Below are 17,523 nucleotides of genomic sequence, written 5' to 3' on the forward strand. Positions count from 1 at the left end.
CTGTCGGAACCTGCCCAGGCGACCGACGACCGGCGACCAGCGACCGGCGACGAGCGGCGACGACCAGCGGCGACGACCGTCAGGACCGCTTGACGGCTCCGAGCCGGGGCAGCCGCGGGACGTTCGCGGTGGCGCCGGCCTCCGGCGGGACGATGGTCTCCTGCGCCGCCGTCACCACGACGTCGTCGGCGGTGAGCGTCAGCGTCGCGGTGGGGTCGAGCGAGCGCTTGACCACGGCCAGCCCGATCGGGCCGAGCTCGTGGTGGACCGCCGAGGCCGACAGGCGCCCGACTTCCTTGTCGCCGAGCATCACGGGCGTGCCCGGGGCCGGCAGCACGGCGTCGGAGCCGTCGAGGTGCAGCTGCACGACCCGACGCGGCGGGTGCCCGAGGTTGTGCACCTTCGCGACGGTCTCCTGCCCGCGGTAGCAGCCCTTCGTCAGGTGCACGGCGGAGCGGAGCCAGTCGAGCTCGTGCGGGATGGTGCGCTCGTCGGCGTCGGACAGCGTCGGACGCCAGGCGGCGATCCGCAGTGCCTCGTACGCGAGCAGCCCCGCGACGGGTTCGTCCGACGCAGCGATCGCGGCCGAGGTGCCGGGCGTGACCACGGCGATGCGGAGGGTCCAGTCGGAGCCGGGATGGGCCTCCAGGGCGGCGTAGCTCCACCCACCGGGCGTGACGGCCGCCCACGGGTCGACCCACTCGACGACGGGCGGGTCCGGCAGGACGGTCGACGCGAACGGGGCGGCCTCGCCGAACCAGCCGAGGGTCGCGAAGTCGGCCGAACGGTCGGCGACCTCGACCCGGAGCATGAAGCGCATCGAGTCGAGCCAGGCGGCGAGCGGTGCGGCGTCCTGGGGCTCGGTGAGGAGCCACGCGACCGCACCGTCGTCGACCACGCGGGCGGCGTGCTCGACCCGGCCGGACTGGTCGAGCACGAGGGTCTCGGTGCTGACGCCGGTCGGCAGGCCGGTCAGCTGCTGCGAGGTGATCGAGTTGAGCCACGACAGACGGTCCGGGCCGGAGACGGTCACGACACCGAGACCGAGCTCGACCACCGCGCGGCCACGGGCCAGCAGCCGCTGCTCGCCCAGGGGGTTGCCGAAGTGTGCGGCGGGCGCACCAGGCGCATCAGATGCTGCGACGAACCCGTCGCGCACCACGAACGCCGACATCAGTCGACCTTCGCAAGCTGCCCCGAGGCGTGCGAGGTGAGTTCACGACCGAGCGCGGCGATGTCCCACGCCCAGAACAGCTTGCCCTCGACCAGGCCGTACAGCCGGGTCGCGGCGGAGTAGTCCTTCGCGTTCGGCGAGCGCATCACGGCGTCGGTGGCCAGGTCGATCCGCCCCTTGAGGACGCGGCCGACGTAGAGCTCGTTGACGCCCGTCGGGTGCACGATCGCGGCTTCGACGTCGAAGCCGTCGGTGGTGTTGCGCAGCGCCTCGACGCTCTCGACGGTGCTGAACGGCGTCGGCCCCTCGCCCAGGAGCATCGCGGGGCCACGGTCACCGGGTTCGGTCGGACGGTCGATGCGCCAGTAGCCCATCTCGGCGGCGAGCGGGGTGTGGTCGTCGTCGAGCAGCCACGTGGTGGACGAGTAGTTGAGGTACGGCAGTCCGTCGTGGCTGAAGCTCACGCGCTGGCCGAACTCGTAGGTGCGGGGCGCCTCTTCGTCACCGACGGGGTACTCCACGACGCCGGTGCCCTCCCAGACGCCGACGAGCCACGACAACGGGACCAGTTCGGGCGCCAGGCCCTCGGGGAGCTCGATCAACGCTGACCCTTGAACAGCTTCCACGACGACGACGACCGAGATGAACGCGATCGCGAGCGACGCAAGACCGAGGAGGCCCACGTAGAACAGCTCGAGCGCAAGCAGCGAATCCATGCCCCGGAGTCTACGCGGCTCGGCTCAACGCGCCAGGAGCACCACCGCGGTGACGAGGACCACGACGAAGGCACCGGACGACGCGATGCTGATCCGTTCGACCAGCCCGTCCTTCGTCGCGGTGATGAGCTGGAGCACGAAGCTCACCATCACGCAGGCGACGAACACGAGCAGCAGCCAGGCGAAGGCGTCGCGCTCGGCGAGCGTCAGGACGAGCACCGCCCCGGCGACGCTGAGGATCCAGACCGGCAGGACGGACGTCAGCTTGAGGCGCCGCTGGTCGGTGGGCTGCACTGGCTGGGTCACGCGTTCCATCATGACAGGGGTGACGCCCGGCGCGCAGGCGCAGCCCCGCGCCCGGCGCTTGCGGCTTCACGCGCAAACCGTCCGGCCGGATGAGGACTTCCCGAGCATCACTAGGATGTGTCCACGACGTCATCCACCTGCGGAGGTCCTGTGGCACAGCTCCTGGTACTCACCTCGACCGCGCCCGGCGACGTCCTGCCGAGCCTCGGTCTCCTGAGCCACAGGATCCGTCACGTGCCGGCCGAGGCCGCACAGCTGGTCAACGCGCCGCAGAGCGACCTGATGTTCGTGGACGCCCGCACCGACCTGGTCAGCGCGAAGGCCCTGTGCAAGATCCTCGCCTCGTCCGGCTCGACGACGCCCATCGTGCTCGTGGTCACCGAGGGCGGGCTCACCGCCGTCAACAGTGACTGGAACGTCGACGACGTGGTGCTCGAGAGCGCGGGCCCGGCCGAGATCGACGCCCGCATCCGGTTGTCCGCGGGCCGTGCGGCCAAGGGGCAGTCCAGCTCGAAGATCCAGGCGTCGGGTGTCGTCATCGACGAGGCGAGCTACTCGGCGAAGGTCCGCGGCCGGCCGCTCGACCTGACGTTCAAGGAGTTCGAGCTCCTCCGCTTCTTCGCCACGCACCCGTCCCGGGTCTTCACGCGCGAGCAGCTGCTCAGCGAGGTCTGGGGCTACGACTACTTCGGTGGCACCCGCACGGTCGACGTGCACGTCCGACGTCTCCGCGCCAAGCTCGGCGACCTCGAGTCGCTCATCGGCACGGTCCGCAACGTCGGGTACCGCTTCAACGTCTACGACGACGAGGCCGAGCGCCTGATGGGCCAGTAGTGCCGGACCTCGCACGGTTCGTGGTGCCCGGTGAGGCGCCGCCGTTCTCCGACCAGACCCTGGTCGACGTCCGCGCGGGGCGCGCAACGGTCCTGACCGTCGACGACGGGGTCGCCGTGGTCCGTGACGGCGAGCTGGAACTCGTGGTCGACCGGGAGGCCCGTGGTCGCGGCACCGGCACCGCCCTCGTCACGCAGGCGCTCGCGCTGGGCGGCGGGGCCGCTCCCGTGCTCGCCTGGGCACACGGGGACCACCCCGCAGCGCGGGCCCTGGCCGATCGGTTCGGCTGGCGCGCGGTCCGCACCCTGCTGCAGCTCCGAGCCCCGATCGACGGTGCCGGGGCTTCTCCGGACGCAGCTTCCGCCGACGTGCCGGCCGGGTACAGCCTGTCCGCGTTCCGACCCGGCACCGACGACGAGGCGGACTGGCTCGCCCTGAACGCCGCGGCCTTCGCGCACCATCCCGAGCAGGGGCGGATGACCATCGACGACCTGCACGCCCGCGAGTCGGACGCCTGGTTCTCCGGCGAGGACCTGCTGCTGCTCCGCGACGCCTCCGGGCAGCTCGCCGGCTCGTGCTGGCTCAAGGTCGAGGACGGCATCGGCGAGTTCTACGCCGTCGCCGTCCGGCCCGACCTGCAGGGACAGCGGCTCGGTGGGGTGCTCATGCGCGCGGGGACTGCTCGGTTGACCGGGCGTGGGCTGACCGCCGCCGCACTGTACGTCGAGGGCGACAACGAGCCTGCGCTGGCGCTCTACCGGCGATCCGGGTTCGAGCAGTACGCGATCGACGTGCAGTACGCCGCGCCGGAGCAGGCGGAGGCGCCGACCGGCCGGTAACATTGCGTGGTCGGCGAGGGGTCGGCCAGCGGGGGAATCGGGAAGTCGGGGACGCAGTGGCGCAGTACGGTCAGGGTGAGCCACTCGGCGCGTCGTACCGGTTGGTCGAGCTGCTCGGGACCGGTGCCACCGGCGAGGTCTGGCGCACCGAGCACACCGCGACCGGCGAGCACGTCGCTGCGAAGCTGCTCCGTGCCGAGCTCGCCGCCGACCCGCAGATCGTCGAACGCTTCGTCCGCGAGCGTTCGGTGCTCCTCGCACTGCAGCACCCCTCGATCGTGCGGGTGCGGGACCTGGTCGTCGAGGGCGACCGGCTCGCGATCGTCATGGACCTGGTGCCCGGTGGGTCCGCGCGCGATCTGCTCGCATCGAACGGTCCGCTGACCCCGCGGGACGCTCTGAGCATCACCGCCGAGGCGCTCGACGCCCTCGCCGCGGCACACGAACGCGACGTGACCCACCGCGACGTCAAGCCCGACAACGTGCTGCTCCAGACCCCGTGGGTCCCCGGTGCGACGGGCGATGTCCGGGTCACCGACTTCGGCATCGCGTCGGTCGTCGCCGAACGCGAGCGCACGACCACCGGGCTCCTCGGCACACCGCAGTACATGGCCCCCGAGTCGATCAGCCACGGCCGCGCCGGTCCCGCTGCGGACGTCTACGGCGCCGGGGTCATGCTCTACGAGCTGCTGTCCGGCCGAACGCCCTTCGCCGGGCCCGGCACGGACTTCGCCGTCGCGTACCGGCACGTCACCTCGAACCCACCGCCGCTCGACGTGCCCGATGCGCTGTGGTCCGCGGTGTCCGCCCTGCTGACGAAGGACCCGAACAGCCGCCCGGCAGCAGCGGACGCCGCGGCGACCCTGCGGCGACTCGCCCGGTCCCTCGCCTCGGCCCCTGCGCTGGCCGCGACGAGCGACCCGGACGCGTTCGACGAGGTCGAGCGGCCGGCCACCGTGGTCCGCGGGGTCCGTCCCGAGCGCGATGCTGATCGGGATGACACCGGGGTACCAGAGGACGAAGCCCTGGCCGGGCCGGCCCCGGAACTCGGCCCCGCCGGGTCGCAGACCGTCATCCGGCCGATGGCACGACAGCCGCTGCTGGCCGCCCCCGCTGACGAGCCCGCACCGACGCGTCGGTTCGCTCGTCCCGAGTGGCTGACGAACCGTGCGCTCCTGTTCGGCGGTGTCGGCGTCGTGCTCGTGGCCGCGCTCGTCGTCGGCGGGGTCGTCTGGCTGCCCGGTGCGCTGCGGAAGACGCCCGGCACCGGCACCGCGACCGCACAGGCCGCCAACGCCTACCAGCAGGACCGCCCACTGCCGACCGGCCTCGCGACCACCCGCCGCGCGACCATCGACCCGGCGAAGGGAACCGTCGACCTGCGCGTCACGTACGCGGCGCAGGCATCGACCCTGACCGGTCCGTTCCTCGAGGTCGTCCCCGGAGCCCGCTCGGGTGCCGCGTGCCCCGCCGTCACCTGGACCGGCGAGGGCATCTCCGCGAAGCGCAACCAGCCCTCGCTGACGGGTGTCGACACCGCGTGCACCTGGAGCCTGTCCGGGGTCGAGGTCCCCGCCGGCGGCGACGTCACGGTCGAGGCCTCGGTGCCGCTCGCCTCCGTCACGGACGGCGCGGCGCTGCAGACGTGGCTCGACGGCGTCGGCGAGGCGACCACAGCTGCCGTGACCGACGACTCGGTGCGTGGGACCGCCTACCCGGTGCAGCGGCTGCAGGGCGTCGAGGTCCGGACGCCCGACCGCACGGTCAGTCAGACGGCCCTGCCGGTGACGCTCGTGCCGGTGTGGCCGAGCGGCGCCGACGAGCTGAACCCGCTCTACCGCAGTCCCGCCACGGGACGCCCGTCGCAGATGCTCGTCGACGTGGCCGGCGGGGAGTCCGGCGTGCGGTTCGCCGACGGCTGCTCGGGGGCGTTGGCGGTGTCGTCCGACGGGCTGGTCGTCACGGCCCTGTCGGTCGCGCCGTCGTGCACGGTGCGGGCGACGGTGGGGAACTTCACGAACCTCGAGAGCTCGCCCTTCGGGATCACGACGCGCGACTGAGCGCGCTCTGGTCGTGACTGCGGGTCGACCCAGCCGTCCGTGGCGGACGCGGCCACGGGCCTCCCGGCCGACGGTCTCGGCGTCTCGGTCAGCTGCCAGCAGACGCGGTCTGCACGAGACGGACGGTCCCGCCCGAAGCGGCGTAGCCGCGGCCGACGGTCAGCGCGACCGGTGCACGACGCGGGAGCGTGACCCCGAGCAGCTCGCCGTCGTAGTCGACGTCCGGCTGTAGCAGGACGCCACACCGGGACTTCCGGACCGCTCGGGTCCAGTGGTTGTACAGCGACCGGAGGTCAGCGGACCGGCCGGCCGCCACGACGCACAGTCCGGGGCGCTCAGTCGTGAGCAGTGTCGCGATGGCCTGGTCGCCGTCGTCGAAGCGTTCGGCGTCGTCGATGAGCAGCAGGACCGGGCCGCGCTCGAGGCGGAGTCCGGCGAGGAGCGCCGGCACCTCGTCCGCACCGACGGCGACCCGGTCGAACGAAGCCGAGGCGAGCGGCGACCGACGGTCGCAGATCGCCCAGACGGCCGGACGGACACCATCGGTCGTCCGTGCGAGCTCGGCGACGGCGAGGAGCACGCTCGACTTGCCGGACCGCGCCGGGCCGGCGACGAGCACGTGTTCGCCGTCGTAGACCTCGACGGACGCCGGCTGCAGGTCGTCCTCGGCGATGCCGATCGGAATCCGCCAGGGCTCACCCGCGAACACCGCTCCGGTGCCGAGCTCGTCCACGAGCACGGCATCGGGCAGCCGACCGACGGCGCTCGCCTTCTTCGCACCGTGCGACCGGGTCTCCGCGATCCGTTCGACGGCCTGCACGAGCGGGACGTCCGGTGTCGCGACGTGCGACTGCAGCCGCCTGGTCGAGTCGATGAAGCGGCCGGGCACCGGCGGCGGGACGTCCTTGGGGCGGACCCCGATGGACGCGTAGTCGTACGGGTCCGCGAGGCGGAACATCCACTTCTGCGTGGTGACCTCGTCCATTGCCGACGGCACCGCCTTCGCGCGGGTCGTGGAGACCGCGAACGAGATGCCGAGCGCCGGACCCTCGGCGTACACGCGGTAGAGCGCGTCGAGCAGCTGCTGCCCCTCGAAGTCCTGGTACTCGTCACGCAGGGCGGCGAGGCCGTCGATGAGCACCACCGCACGGCGCCCACCGGGTGCCGAACGACGACGCTCGAGCTCGACGCGGAGGTGCCGCAGGAACCGCGTCTGCAGCTCCCCGCACCGGCACCCGAGCCGACGTAGGCCGTCGTGTGCGGCAGCTGCGCGAGCGGAGCGAGGTCCCCAGGGCCCATGTCGAGCACCAGGAGGTCGAGCTCGTCGGGGCTCGACGACGCCGCGAGCTGCAGCGCGATCGTGGCGAGCGCGGTGCTCGTCCCGCTGCCCGGGATGCCCATGAGCATGAGGTTGCCCTCGTCGAGGTCCCAGCCGCTGGTGACCTGGCGCTGGTGGTCCGGGTCGTCGGCGAGCGCGACGGGGACGATGCCAGGACGAGGGTCGGTGCCGGGGCCTGGGGTGGTGAGGGCCGACAGCTCGACGCGGTCGCCGAGCGCCTCGGGCCAGATCGGACGCGGTGGGGCGTACCCGGCTGCCTCGTTGGCCTGCCCGATCGCCTCGATGAGCTGGTCGAGGTCGGTGACGTCCGACGCAGTCGGAGCCGGTGCCGGCATCGGAGCGGGGACGCCGAAGACGTCGGTCGGCCGGACCGAGACCGGCTGCTCGGCACGCTCGTCACGGGCCCGGCCGGTGACGAGGGCGGTCTGCACCGGGGTGATGTCGTCCTGCCCGAGTTTCACGTAGGCGCGGCCGGTCTGCTGTCGACCGATCCCGGCTGCGGCGGGGACCCCGATGACGTTCGTCGAGTCCTCGCGGCTCTGCACCCGCAGGGCGACCCGCATGTTCGTGTTCGCGAGGATGTCCTCGCTCACCACACCAGCCGGCCGCTGGGTCGCCAGGATCATGTGGACGCCGAGCGTTCGGCCGACGGCCGCAATGCTGACGAGCGACGTCAAGACGTCCGGGAAGTCCTTCGCGAGCATCGCGAACTCGTCGACGACCAGCAGCAGCCGCGGCATCGGCTCGACCGGCTTCGTCGCCAGGTAGGCATCGAGGTTGTCGATGTCGGCTCCGGCTGCCGCGAACACCCGCTGACGTCGTTCGAGTTCGGCTTCGAGTGCCCGGATCGCACGGTCGGCGAGCTGTTCGTCGAGGTTGCTGATCGTGCCGATGGTGTGCGGGAGACGCTCACACGCCGCGAAGGCCGCACCACCCTTGAAGTCGACGAGCAGGAAGTTCAAGCGTGTCGGGTCGTTCCGCGCGGCGAGCCCGGCCACGAGGGACCGGAGGAACTCGCTCTTGCCGGAACCCGTCGTGCCGCCGACCAGGCCGTGCGGGCCGTCGCGCACCAGGTCGATCTCGAGCACACCGCTCTCGGACGAGCCGATCGGGGTCGAGAAGCCCGTGCGGGCGTCCCACGCCGTGCGGATCCCCTCGCTCGACAACAGCTCTGGCAGGCGGACGAGCGACGGCAACGAGGCACCGGGCACCGTGAGCTCGGGGTCGTCGAAGTGGGCGACGCTCCGAGCACTGCGCTCGGCGGTCTCGACGCTGAGGCCGGCGAGCACGACGTCCTCGACACGGGTCCGGTCCTCTGGTCGGTAGACCGTGGCGGCGGCATCGGCACCGACCGTGATGATCGACGTGCAGGCGGCGGGGAGCTGCTGCTCGTTCGTCGCGATGACGATCCCGCTCACCCGGCGTGGTCGCTCCCCGGGCGCAGGGACTGCCCGGGCACCGAGCGGCCCTGACCGAGCAGGTTGCGGGCAGGGGCATCCCGTCCCTCGGTGAGCACCTCGGAGTCGACCACGACGAGCAGGTTCGGCGTCGGCAGCTCGTCGAGCGACTCCCGCAGGCCGCGGAGCATCGCCGCGCTCTGGTCGCGTTGTGCCGACATCCAGCGGGCGCCGGTGCTGCTCCCCGCCACACGCGCGTGCGGCAGCCAGGAGGCCCACCCCAGTCCTCCGCGCGGCCCGCGTCGCAGAAGACGCCCACCGTCAGATCCGCGGGACCGCAGTGCACGGTGGCCTGCGTGAGGAGGCTGCGCGCGAGGGCGAGGGCTCCCTGACGATCGCCGACGATCCCGACGACGCCGGCGTCGGACAGGTCGGCCACCACCGGGGCGGCCGTCAGACGGCTGTCGGCGATGGCGGCCTTCGCCTCGTCCTCGAGCTTCGCGGTCGCTGCACGCTGATCGACCTCGGGCCGCCAGGGAGCGTCCCCGGTGCCGGCGTGCAGGCTCAGGAAGTCCTCGTCATCCGAGCGGCGCTGCCACAGCAGGGTGGTCGGCAGCTCGGCTCGCCGCACCACGGTCGCCGGGTCGGGCACGAGCTCCTGGCGGCGAGCGGCCTCGACGGCCGCGGCTTCGGAGATCTCACCGCGGAAGGACTCCACGGCTTCGGCGAAGCGGGTGTCCTCTTCTTTCAGGTTCTTCGCGCGGCGGTGCTTCTGCTCGAACCACATGCCGATCGCGGTGACCGGGGAGAGCAGGGCGAAGAGCGCGAACCGTGCGTCGCCGAGCAGGAGCACCATCGCCCCGGCGAGCACCAGGGGCGCGGCGACGGTGATCCAGCTGAACTTCGAGGCCGGCGGCACGTCCTTGCGTCCGGGCGGCACGACCGTCTCGGCGTCGGAGGTCCGGCCGGCGCGTGGTGGGCGGTTGAACGGTGCCGTCGCCGCCGGGGTCAGGTTCGCCATCGAGCCGGCCGCCGGCACGGGCACCTCGTCGAGCGCCGGCCGGACGAGCAGCACGGCCCCGCCCACGATGACGCTCGTCGTCCCGGTGAGCAGGACCCCTCGGCATCGATGCGCTCCCCGGCGATGACGGTGCCGTTCGTCGATCCCGCATCACGCACCCGGACCCCGTCGTCCTCGCGATCGACGGTGCAGTGCTCCCACGATGCGCTCTCGGTGGGGAGCACGACGTCGGCCTGCGGCGCCCGTCCGACCACGAGCTTCCGCCCGCGCGGGACCGGCACCACGAGCCCGGCTTCGAGCCCGCCGGCGAGCGTGACGGTCCAGCCGTCGGTACTGAGCGGCCGTTCGTCGGGGGTTCGTCCGATGCGGGAGCCCTCGAGCAGCACGAGGTCACGGAGCGGGGTGTCGACGCTGGTGCGGTGCCCGTCGACCGCCAGGGTGGTGCCGGGTTCGAGTGTGAGGCCGACGGCCGCGGACACGAGCTCCCGAGTGAGGATGCGCCGGACCACCCGTCGACCTCGACCGCTTCACGTCGGTCGTCGAGCTCGATCAACAGGCGCATGCTCGCGTTCCTCTTCCGGGTCGGTGCGTGGGTGGGTCAGTCCGTGCTGGAGTCGTCGAACCAGACGAGCGACGCGGTCTGGACAGCGTCGGTTCCGCTCCCGGCGCCGTCGCCGGACGCGGTGCTGGCCGGGCGGAGACCGAGCTGCTGTGCCGACGCCGCGAGCACCGTCGCGTGTGCGCCGAGTGCCTGCTGCTGCGTGAAGTCGAGCGCCGGACCGGCGATCCCCGCATCCGCGTCGAGGTCGAGCGCAGCGAGGGCGTCGGAGACGTCCGCCGGCTCGATGCTCCGCGCCGAACCGACGGCGCGGACCAGGGCGATGACGGCGTCGTGGCTACGCGAGTCCGCTGCGCCCGCGACCGCCGAGAACGGCTGGTCACCGGTCAGGTTCTCGGCGTCATGATCGCCGGCGAGCACCCGGACACCGCCGAGGAAGGCGGACATCGCGCGGCCCCCGGCGTCGGAGGCGAGCGCGCGGGCGTCGTCGGTGGCGACACCGACGGTCCGGAAGGAACCGCTCAGGCTGCCGCCGGCCTCGACGAGTGCGGCGCCGAACGTCGGGCTCGTCGCATCCGGCGTGAGGACGACCGGCACCGTGACGTTCTCGGCCTGGAGCGCGGCGACGAAGGCACCCTGGCGTTCCGCGGAGCCGCTGACGACGACGGCGTCGGAGTCCGGCGTCGGGGTCTTCGCGTCGGCATCGGCATCTGCGTCCGCGTCTTGCTCGTTGCTCGTCGCGCCGGTGCGCTCGGCGACGGTCGTGGCGAGCGCTGCGGTGTCCGCGGTGTCGTCACCGTCCAGGACGTGCGCCACCCGCAGACCCGCCGGAGCACCGCCGCCCAGGTCGACCAGCAGTGGAGCGTCGGCGTCGCCGAGTGCCGTCGTCATCGCCTTGCTCATCGAGTCAGCGGCCGGCGCCGTCGACCAGGAGTCCTTCTCCGCCGGTGCGTAGGGCAGGACGACCGGGATCCCCTTCGCCGCAGCTGCCGAGAGGGCGCCGGACACGTGGCTGCCCGACGAGGCGACGACGATGCCCGCGACGCCGCTCTTCGCCAGGGCGTCGACCGCGGCCGTGCCCCCGGCAGCGGTCCCGCCGTCGTTCTTCGTGACGAGCGCGACGTCGGTACCACCGAGGGCGAGCCGACGCTCCGCCACCAGCGCGCCCTGCGCCGCTTCGTTCCACTCGGATCCCTCGCCGTCGCCGAGCGTGACGATGATGCCGATCTTCGTCTTCGCCGGGACGTGTGCCACCGTGATCTTCACCGGCACGGTCGCCGACACCGCTTCGGCCGGGGTGCTGCTGCCGAACGCCCGGAACGTCAGGACGGCGACGACGACCGCGGCCACGAGGAGCACCGCGATGCCGACGAAGAGCAGCGGACGGCGGCTGCGCGGACGCGTTCCGTCGGCGCTCTCGGCCTCAGTTGCTTCGGTCGTCTGGTCACTCATCGGTCGGCCCCGATCCGGAAGGTGTACAGCGTGGTCGACGTCGCGCTGGCCGGGACCTTCAGCTGGAACGCCGGCAGCGTCGTCGCGGCGTCGAGCGATGCACGGAACTGCTCCTGCTGGAGCAGGATGCCGGCGACGTCCTCGGCCCGGACGTTCGCGTAGCCCGCGGCGTTCTGCGACGCCAGGGCGAGCTGGTAGTCGGCGGAGTCGGACTTCGCCGCGCTGGTGGCCATGGCGCCGAGGATGCCGGAGCCGTTCACCTTGCGGTCGCCCAGGTCGAGCATCACGCGGTTGAGGTCGCCGGTCAGCAGCGTCGAGGCACCCTGCACGTCACGCGTCGAGGCGCTCGTGCTGGCCGCGATGCGCTCGAGGCTGGACGCCGTCTGCCGGTCGACCGCGGAGGAGAGCTCCGAACCCTCTTGCTCGAGCGTGCTCTTCTGCTCGTCGATCGTGCCCTTCGAGTCCTTCGTGACCTCGTCAGCGGTGGACTGCAGGCCAGAGATCGACTTGTCGAACGCGTCACGGACGGCCTGGTTGCTCTCGGACGCCGTGGTCGAGACCTTCCGGACCTGCGCGTCGATTGCCTTCTTGAAGGTCTCCGACGACTGGTCGGAAGCGTCCTTGAAGGTCTTCTCGACCTCTGCCGCGAGGTCGATCTGCGTCTGGCGGACCGTCCCGAGCTGCGTCGCGATGACCGCCTGCGAACCGTCGGCGTCCGCGACTGCTGCGCGAAGGCGTTCGATCGTGGAACCCACGTCGTCGCTCCCACCACGGACGGCGTCACGGACAGCACGGATGCTGTCGTCGAGCGCGTCCAGATCGGTTCGCAGGCCGGCGATCGCACTGCCGATGGTGCCCTCGGTCGTCGCGTCGGCGCTGGTCGAGTCGACGACTTCCTGCCAGCGCGCCGTCTGGTCGTCGAGTCGTTCGTCCATCGGGTCGGTGAACCCGAGACCGGGCTGGAGCACGGTCCCCTCAGGCGCACCGGCGCAGGGCTCAGCCGTCAGGTAGCCGCGGAGGCGATCGGCGTCGGCCTGGTCGAGCTGTCCGAGCGTCGCGAGGGTGCAGAGTTGGTCCGCGACCGCCGAGTTCTGGCGCTGCATCGACAGCGGGAACCCTGCGCCGTCGACCAGGTCACGTGCCGCCTCGGCGCGGTCGTGCGTGGTCTGCACGGCCGTCGCCAGTGCGTCGAGCCGCGTGCCGATCTGGTCAGCGCTCGCCGACAGCGCGCGGAGGGTGGCCCCGGTGCCACCGTCTCCGCCGTTCTCGTACTCGTCCAGGGCATCGGAGATGCTGGTCAGCTGCGTGTCGAGGTCAGCGGCGCTCGCGATCGCGGCGTCGACCGTCTCCGGCTGCAACCGCGCGGCGAGCGCCTGCCCGGTGCTCACCAGCCCGATCAGCGAACCGTTGATCGCGGTGGACGACTCGTAGAGCGTGCAGGTCAGCGAGTCTCGCGCGTCCGTCGCGGCGCAGGTCGTCGCGTCCGGGGCCTTCGGGCCGACGGCAGCGGAGAGCTGCGCACTGACCTGCTGCTTGCACGCCTCGCTCGCGTCGGCGTAGCCCTTGAGCTGCGACGAGACGCGGAGCAGGTTGCCGTAGACACTGCCGCCCGCGGTCGAGGTCTTCGGCGTCGCCGCGCACCCGTTACCGTCGAGCACCGTGGCCGGTGCCGTCGCCGAGGTGTCGCCGAGCAAGCTGTCGAGACTCGTGGTGGTCTGCTGGAGCTGCTGCAGCACGGTGGACTGCGTCGCCTTGACGGTCGTGCCGAGGTCGCCGTTCAGGGAACCGAGCTCGCCGGACAGGGACCGCATGGTGCCCGCCAGGGACGAGCTGCTCTCCTTGAGCCGCTCGGCCGTGCTGACGCCGAGGGTCTTCGACGTGGTCTCAAGGTTGGACCGGACCTCGGTGATCGTGCCGCCCGCTCGTGCGAGCACCTCGTTCACCTGCGAGATGAGGTCGATGGTGCGGCGCTGGAGCGCGAGTTCGGAGTCGCTGTCGGACCCGAACGCCGCGTTCACCACGCCGGTCGAGGACAGGTCCGTGGACAGCCCGGGCTGCGCGGCGACGTCGAACGTCGGTGCCGTGAAGTCCTTGACGTCGGCGACGAGGTGCAGCGTGCTGCTCGCGCCGGATGTCGGCGGTGCCAGCAGGCGACCCCACTGGACGACCGCGTCCCCGTCCTCGTTCGTGCTGACGACGCCGTCCGTGGACGAACCGGAGTCAGCGGCATCGGTGACGATGCGGTCGGCCGCGGTGCCGGTGAGGACGGTCGAGGCCGCGACGCTGAACGGTGCACCCACGAGCGCCGGCGTCGAGCGAGAGGTCCCGGCGACGTCGTAGGTCAGGTTCTTCGACGTGACCGTGAGGTTCTCGATCGTCAGGTCGATCGCGATACGACCCGAGTACCCGTCGAGGTCGGCAAGGTCGGTACCGGTCTTCTTCGACGTCGAGTACTGCGTCGTGATGCGGAGCGGGAGGTCACCAGCCGCCTTCGCGGGGTCGTGGTCGGTCGTCGCTGACGAGGAGTCCTTGCCCGCGACGGAGATCGCGGTGTCGGAGATCGACGTGATCGAGCCGTCCGCGGCCAGACGCGTGTCGACCGTCTGCAGGATCCGTGACGGGTCAGCCACCGGCTTGTCGTCGGACGTGCACCCGGCGAGCACCAGCGCGGCGATGCCGGTGACGGCGACCGCCCCCACGAGCTGGCGAGTGGTGCTTCGTGCTCCGGTGTTCCCGGCACGCTGGTTGATCACGGTCTTCCCCCAAGAGAATCGTCGAGCACATCGATGCTAGTTGCTCGATGGCGTCGGGTCCGCGTCGATCGGCCGCCCTGGCCGCCCCCGTTCGGGCCACACGCCCCGACTGGAATACAACGTATCGCATCCAGCGAGTTGTGCGTTCGCCGTCCACAACCGCGCTGATACTCTGCACGCATGATCCAGGGGGACCAGGGCTTCGGGCCCATCGAACGACGACGTCCGCACGCACGACCGGGGGCAGATCGGTGACACTCAACCTCTCGCCGGTCCTCATCGCGCTGCTCGCGATGATCGCGATCCCGGCCGCCGTCAGCGCGCTCGTCCGCCGCAACGATCGCAAGCGACCACCGTCCACCGTCGTCGGCGACGAGGCGTACGGCGTGCTCTTCACCGTCCGCGCACGCCGGTGGAACTACCTGCTGCTCCGGATCATCGGGATCGTGTTCATCGTCGTCGGCGGGTTCTTCTTCCTGGCCACGCTCAGCATGCTCGACGACCCCGACGCGATCGGGATGCTCATTGCCGGCGTCGGCATGGTGCTGTTCGGGCTGCTGTTCGTCTACCTCGGCGTCGGGCAGAAGCGCCGTCGCGTCGAGGCGTACGACTCGCAGCTGGTGGTCACTCCGATGTTCCGCGCCCCGCGGACCGTCGACCCGGCGGCGATCAAGCACATCCGGCCCACCACCAACCGGTTCGGTGGACTCGACATCAAGGTGAACGGGCAGCGCGGCGTCATCAGCGTCGTCTCCATCGATGCGGCCTACCCGGAACTGTGCGCATGGCTCGAGCAGCGTGCGCCGGCGCAGTGGAACGAATTCGTCCGGGTTTTCGGGCGATGACACAAAAGGAGCACAAGACGATGAACACCCGCCGTTCGACCAGCGCCCTCGCCCTCGGAGCAGCGATTCTGGTGGCGATCACCGGCTGCAGCGGGGGCAACATCGACCCCGCCCCTGTACAGACGGCGGAACCAGACATGTCGCAGGCACAGCGGAAGGCGACCTTGCCAGGGCTCACGTCCGATGCAGAGGCCGCCGCCAGCTCCATGCTCGAGTCCATCGCAGCAGGCGAGCTGGATGCGGACAGCGAGGACTACCTGCAAGCGAACCCGCTCGGCGAGCACCACCATCTCGGGACGTGGGAGATCACGAAGAGGTCGACCTACATCAGCGGAACGGTCTGCGTGGAGTACCGCCCGAGCAAGGACGCGGACCCAGTCGCGATGTCGACCTACAACGTGACGTACATCCCGGCACAGGGACGGATACCAGCGAGCAAGAACTCGAGCCCGGTAGGAACTGGGCTCAACACCGGCTGCTGAGCGCCGCGCTTCCACCGGGTGACATCAGCACCCGGGGAACGCCGCCCGATCCACGATCACCTGCGCCCGAAGCGCGCGGAGCGCTCCTTGCAACGTGAAAAACGCAGCACCGAAACGGAATTTGACGTAGCGCGCACGGATCAGCGTCCAGCAACGCCTCCGCTGTTCCCCTCAGTCACCCCGCGACCGAGTACCACGAGGCCGCAGTTCTCCGTTTCGACTTCGACGTGCCCGAACAAGGTCCCGACGCCCTCGGCTCGGTCGACCGCATGGTCGTCCATGGCAGATGCGAGGTCAAGCGGGTTCGAAGCTGGATCGCGCGGTTGAACCGTCGCTCATTACACACACCCTCTCAATGTCCCGGCCAACGTGGCCCCTTCGCCCCGGAGGGCCACAGCCCCGACGATCATCGCAGTCGCCAGGATCGCTTCTTTGTGATCGGCGATCCACTTGCCGGCAGCCGCGATCGCCCCCTGGTTCGCATCCCGGTACGCCTGCAGGTCCTTGTCCGTCGCCGGCCGCAACCCGAGCGGGTCGACGGCCTGCAACGGGTCGTTGCCGGCGTACGAGTAGGGGTTCCCCGACCACGCCGCACCCAGGATCGGCGCGAGCGGGTCGACCGACAGGAAGCCCCGCACCGCCGGGTCGTACACACGGGCGCCGAGCCACTCCAGCCCCGCGACGGACACCCCACCGGAACCGGTCAGTGCCACCCCCGCGGGCAGTCCCACGTCGGTGACGGCAGCGAGCGCCGCCCACGGGTCGGCAGCGTCGGTTGCGCGAGCACTGCGCCACGCGGGCTCGGTGACGGCATCGCCGAACGCGGTGACTCCGCCGGGCAGGTCGAGGAGCGACGTGTCGGCGATCCTGATGAGTGACGGCACGACCGCGGCGGAGTCCCACCACGCCGCGACCCCGGCCACCTCGGCGAGTTCACCCAGGACATCGACCCAGACGTCGAGCCGACCGGTCTCGGCGTACGAGGCGTCGCGGTCGACGACGGCAGCGAGGTACCCCAGGTCCGACCACGCGTACTCGGTGGTGGATCCGTCGACGGCGGTCCGCCGGATACCTCGGCCGACCACGACTGCACCAGATCGCCCGTGGTTGCCCGGGCGATACGACCGAGGCGTCGCAGGAGAACGTCTCGGCAGCGGCGCCGTCACGATCCATCCCGACGACGGCATCGCGGCGGTCGGCTGCGTCGTGCTCGCGTCGAGTGGTCCCGCCGGCAGGGCCTGTGATTGTCGCCAGGCGCCCGCGCTCGTCGTACTCGAACGAGGTGCCCCGTCAAGACCGTTGACGAGGATCGTCTCGGCAGTCGCGACATCGCGAGAAAAACTCCCGGCGAACGCCCGTCGGGTCGACGGTCGCCGCGACGTCGCGCCAGCGGGGTCGGTGACGCCCTGGAGGCGCGACAACGCGTCGTGCGCGAACGTCCGGACCGCACCGCCAAGCACCGCCAGGTTCCCCTGGTCGTCGAACGTCCGCGAGATGCGGCGGCCCAATTGATCGGTCGCAAGCGTCGTCCGACGCCAGAAAGGACGATCCTCAGCAGGATGGCCTGCGAGATCAGGTCTGAGGCGGGTCAGTCCGCCCGCGCCGTCGTCGGCTTCAAGGGGACGGCCGTCGGCGCCGAGGGTGATGGAGCCGTCTCCGTTGGACGTCGATCTGACCGGTTCATCGGGGTCTGCGAGGGCCTTCCTGCTCGCGGGCGGCCCGCCCAGCAGCACACGTCAGTAGCAT

Annotated in this window: 14 protein-coding genes and 1 pseudogene; 5 read left to right on the forward strand and 10 right to left on the reverse strand. The window is 71.4% G+C overall.

Annotation, left to right across the window (positions count from 1 at the left end; genetic code table 11):
- Nucleotides 1–79: 79 nt before the first annotated feature.
- The 3 genes from ygfZ to JN350_RS00655 form a co-directional block, all read right to left on the reverse strand.
- The gene (gene ygfZ / locus JN350_RS00645) at nt 80–1,174 is read right to left on the reverse strand and encodes a CAF17-like 4Fe-4S cluster assembly/insertion protein YgfZ (protein ID WP_205463228.1); all 1,095 of its coding nucleotides are present in this window, start codon (nt 1,172–1,174) and stop codon (nt 80–82) included.
- Nucleotides 1,174–1,776: a heme-binding beta-barrel domain-containing protein gene (locus JN350_RS00650; RefSeq protein WP_111085252.1), complete on the reverse strand. Its 603-nt coding sequence runs from the start codon at nt 1,774–1,776 to the stop codon at nt 1,174–1,176. The genes ygfZ and JN350_RS00650 overlap by 1 nt, the downstream gene beginning before the upstream one ends.
- A gap of 138 nt (nt 1,777–1,914) precedes the next feature.
- Nucleotides 1,915–2,196: a hypothetical protein gene (locus JN350_RS00655; protein ID WP_131877491.1), complete on the reverse strand. Its 282-nt coding sequence runs from the start codon at nt 2,194–2,196 to the stop codon at nt 1,915–1,917.
- A 150-nt stretch (nt 2,197–2,346) separates the two neighbouring features.
- On the opposite strand from JN350_RS00655, the gene JN350_RS00660 reads away from it, so the two are divergent.
- Genes JN350_RS00660 through JN350_RS00670 form a run of 3 tightly spaced genes read left to right on the forward strand, consistent with a single transcriptional unit; the run spans nt 2,347 to nt 5,929 of the window.
- Nucleotides 2,347–3,030, forward strand: coding sequence for a response regulator transcription factor (locus JN350_RS00660; RefSeq protein WP_111085255.1), 684 nt, complete (start codon nt 2,347–2,349; stop codon nt 3,028–3,030).
- Nucleotides 3,030–3,869, forward strand: a complete 840-nt coding sequence (gene mshD / locus JN350_RS00665; RefSeq protein ID WP_205463229.1) for a mycothiol synthase — start codon at nt 3,030–3,032, stop codon at nt 3,867–3,869. The genes JN350_RS00660 and mshD overlap by 1 nt, the downstream gene beginning before the upstream one ends.
- 56 nt (nt 3,870–3,925) lie before the next feature.
- A complete protein-coding gene (locus tag JN350_RS00670) occupies nt 3,926–5,929 on the forward strand; it encodes a serine/threonine-protein kinase (RefSeq protein WP_205463230.1) in 2,004 nt (667 codons plus the stop codon).
- Nucleotides 5,930–6,017: 88 nt separating this feature from the next.
- Here the strand turns inward: JN350_RS00670 and JN350_RS18740 are convergent, their stop codons facing one another.
- The 6 genes and pseudogenes from JN350_RS18740 to JN350_RS00685 form a co-directional block, all read right to left on the reverse strand.
- Nucleotides 6,018–7,070, reverse strand: coding sequence for a hypothetical protein (locus JN350_RS18740; protein WP_240347454.1), 1,053 nt, complete (start codon nt 7,068–7,070; stop codon nt 6,018–6,020).
- Nucleotides 7,071–7,237: 167 nt separating this feature from the next.
- Nucleotides 7,238–8,686, reverse strand: a pseudogene (locus tag JN350_RS18745) (FtsK/SpoIIIE domain-containing protein); the annotation flags it as partial.
- Nucleotides 8,683–8,886, reverse strand: coding sequence for a hypothetical protein (locus tag JN350_RS18750; RefSeq protein ID WP_240347455.1), 204 nt, complete (start codon nt 8,884–8,886; stop codon nt 8,683–8,685). The gene JN350_RS18750 and the pseudogene JN350_RS18745, both read right to left, overlap by 4 nt.
- Nucleotides 8,887–9,673: 787 nt before the next feature.
- Entirely contained in the window at nt 9,674–10,195 is a 522-nt protein-coding gene (locus JN350_RS18755) for an FHA domain-containing protein (protein ID WP_240347456.1), read from the reverse strand.
- Between the two features lie 89 nt (nt 10,196–10,284).
- On the reverse strand, nt 10,285–11,697 hold the full coding sequence (locus JN350_RS00680) for a hypothetical protein (RefSeq protein WP_205463231.1): 1,413 nt from the start codon (nt 11,695–11,697) through the stop codon (nt 10,285–10,287).
- Complete coding sequence (locus JN350_RS00685; protein WP_205463232.1) at nt 11,694–14,450, reverse strand: hypothetical protein; 2,757 nt, start codon at nt 14,448–14,450, stop codon at nt 11,694–11,696. The genes JN350_RS00680 and JN350_RS00685 overlap by 4 nt, the downstream gene beginning before the upstream one ends.
- 251 nt (nt 14,451–14,701) lie before the next feature.
- On the opposite strand from JN350_RS00685, the gene JN350_RS00690 reads away from it, so the two are divergent.
- Together JN350_RS00690 and JN350_RS00695 are read left to right on the forward strand one after the other, a co-directional pair.
- Nucleotides 14,702–15,295 carry a hypothetical protein gene (locus tag JN350_RS00690; protein ID WP_205463233.1) on the forward strand — a complete coding sequence of 198 codons (594 nt, stop codon included), beginning with the start codon at nt 14,702–14,704 and terminating at the stop codon, nt 15,293–15,295.
- Between the two features lie 20 nt (nt 15,296–15,315).
- Nucleotides 15,316–15,777, forward strand: coding sequence for a hypothetical protein (locus JN350_RS00695; protein ID WP_205463234.1), 462 nt, complete (start codon nt 15,316–15,318; stop codon nt 15,775–15,777).
- Between the two features lie 338 nt (nt 15,778–16,115).
- Here JN350_RS00695 and JN350_RS00700 read toward each other — a convergent pair whose 3' ends face one another.
- The gene (locus JN350_RS00700; RefSeq protein ID WP_205463235.1) at nt 16,116–17,510 is read right to left on the reverse strand and encodes an RHS repeat-associated core domain-containing protein; all 1,395 of its coding nucleotides are present in this window, start codon (nt 17,508–17,510) and stop codon (nt 16,116–16,118) included.
- Nucleotides 17,511–17,523 lie beyond the last annotated feature (13 nt).

Source organism: Curtobacterium sp. 24E2, from assembly GCF_016925595.1.
Taxonomy (GTDB): Bacteria; Actinomycetota; Actinomycetes; order Actinomycetales; family Microbacteriaceae; genus Curtobacterium.

Bases quoted from the DNA above. Each gene is read 5' to 3' on its own strand.
- JN350_RS18750 (WP_240347455.1), bottom strand. From the start codon at position 8,886: ATGTCGGCACAACGCGACCAGAGCGCGGCGATGCTCCGCGGCCTGCGG.
- JN350_RS00680 (WP_205463231.1), bottom strand. From the start codon at position 11,697: ATGAGTGACCAGACGACCGAAGCAACTGAGGCCGAGAGCGCCGACGGA.
- JN350_RS00695 (WP_205463234.1), top strand. From the start codon at position 15,316: ATGAACACCCGCCGTTCGACCAGCGCCCTCGCCCTCGGAGCAGCGATT.
- ygfZ (WP_205463228.1), bottom strand. From the start codon at position 1,174: ATGTCGGCGTTCGTGGTGCGCGACGGGTTCGTCGCAGCATCTGATGCG.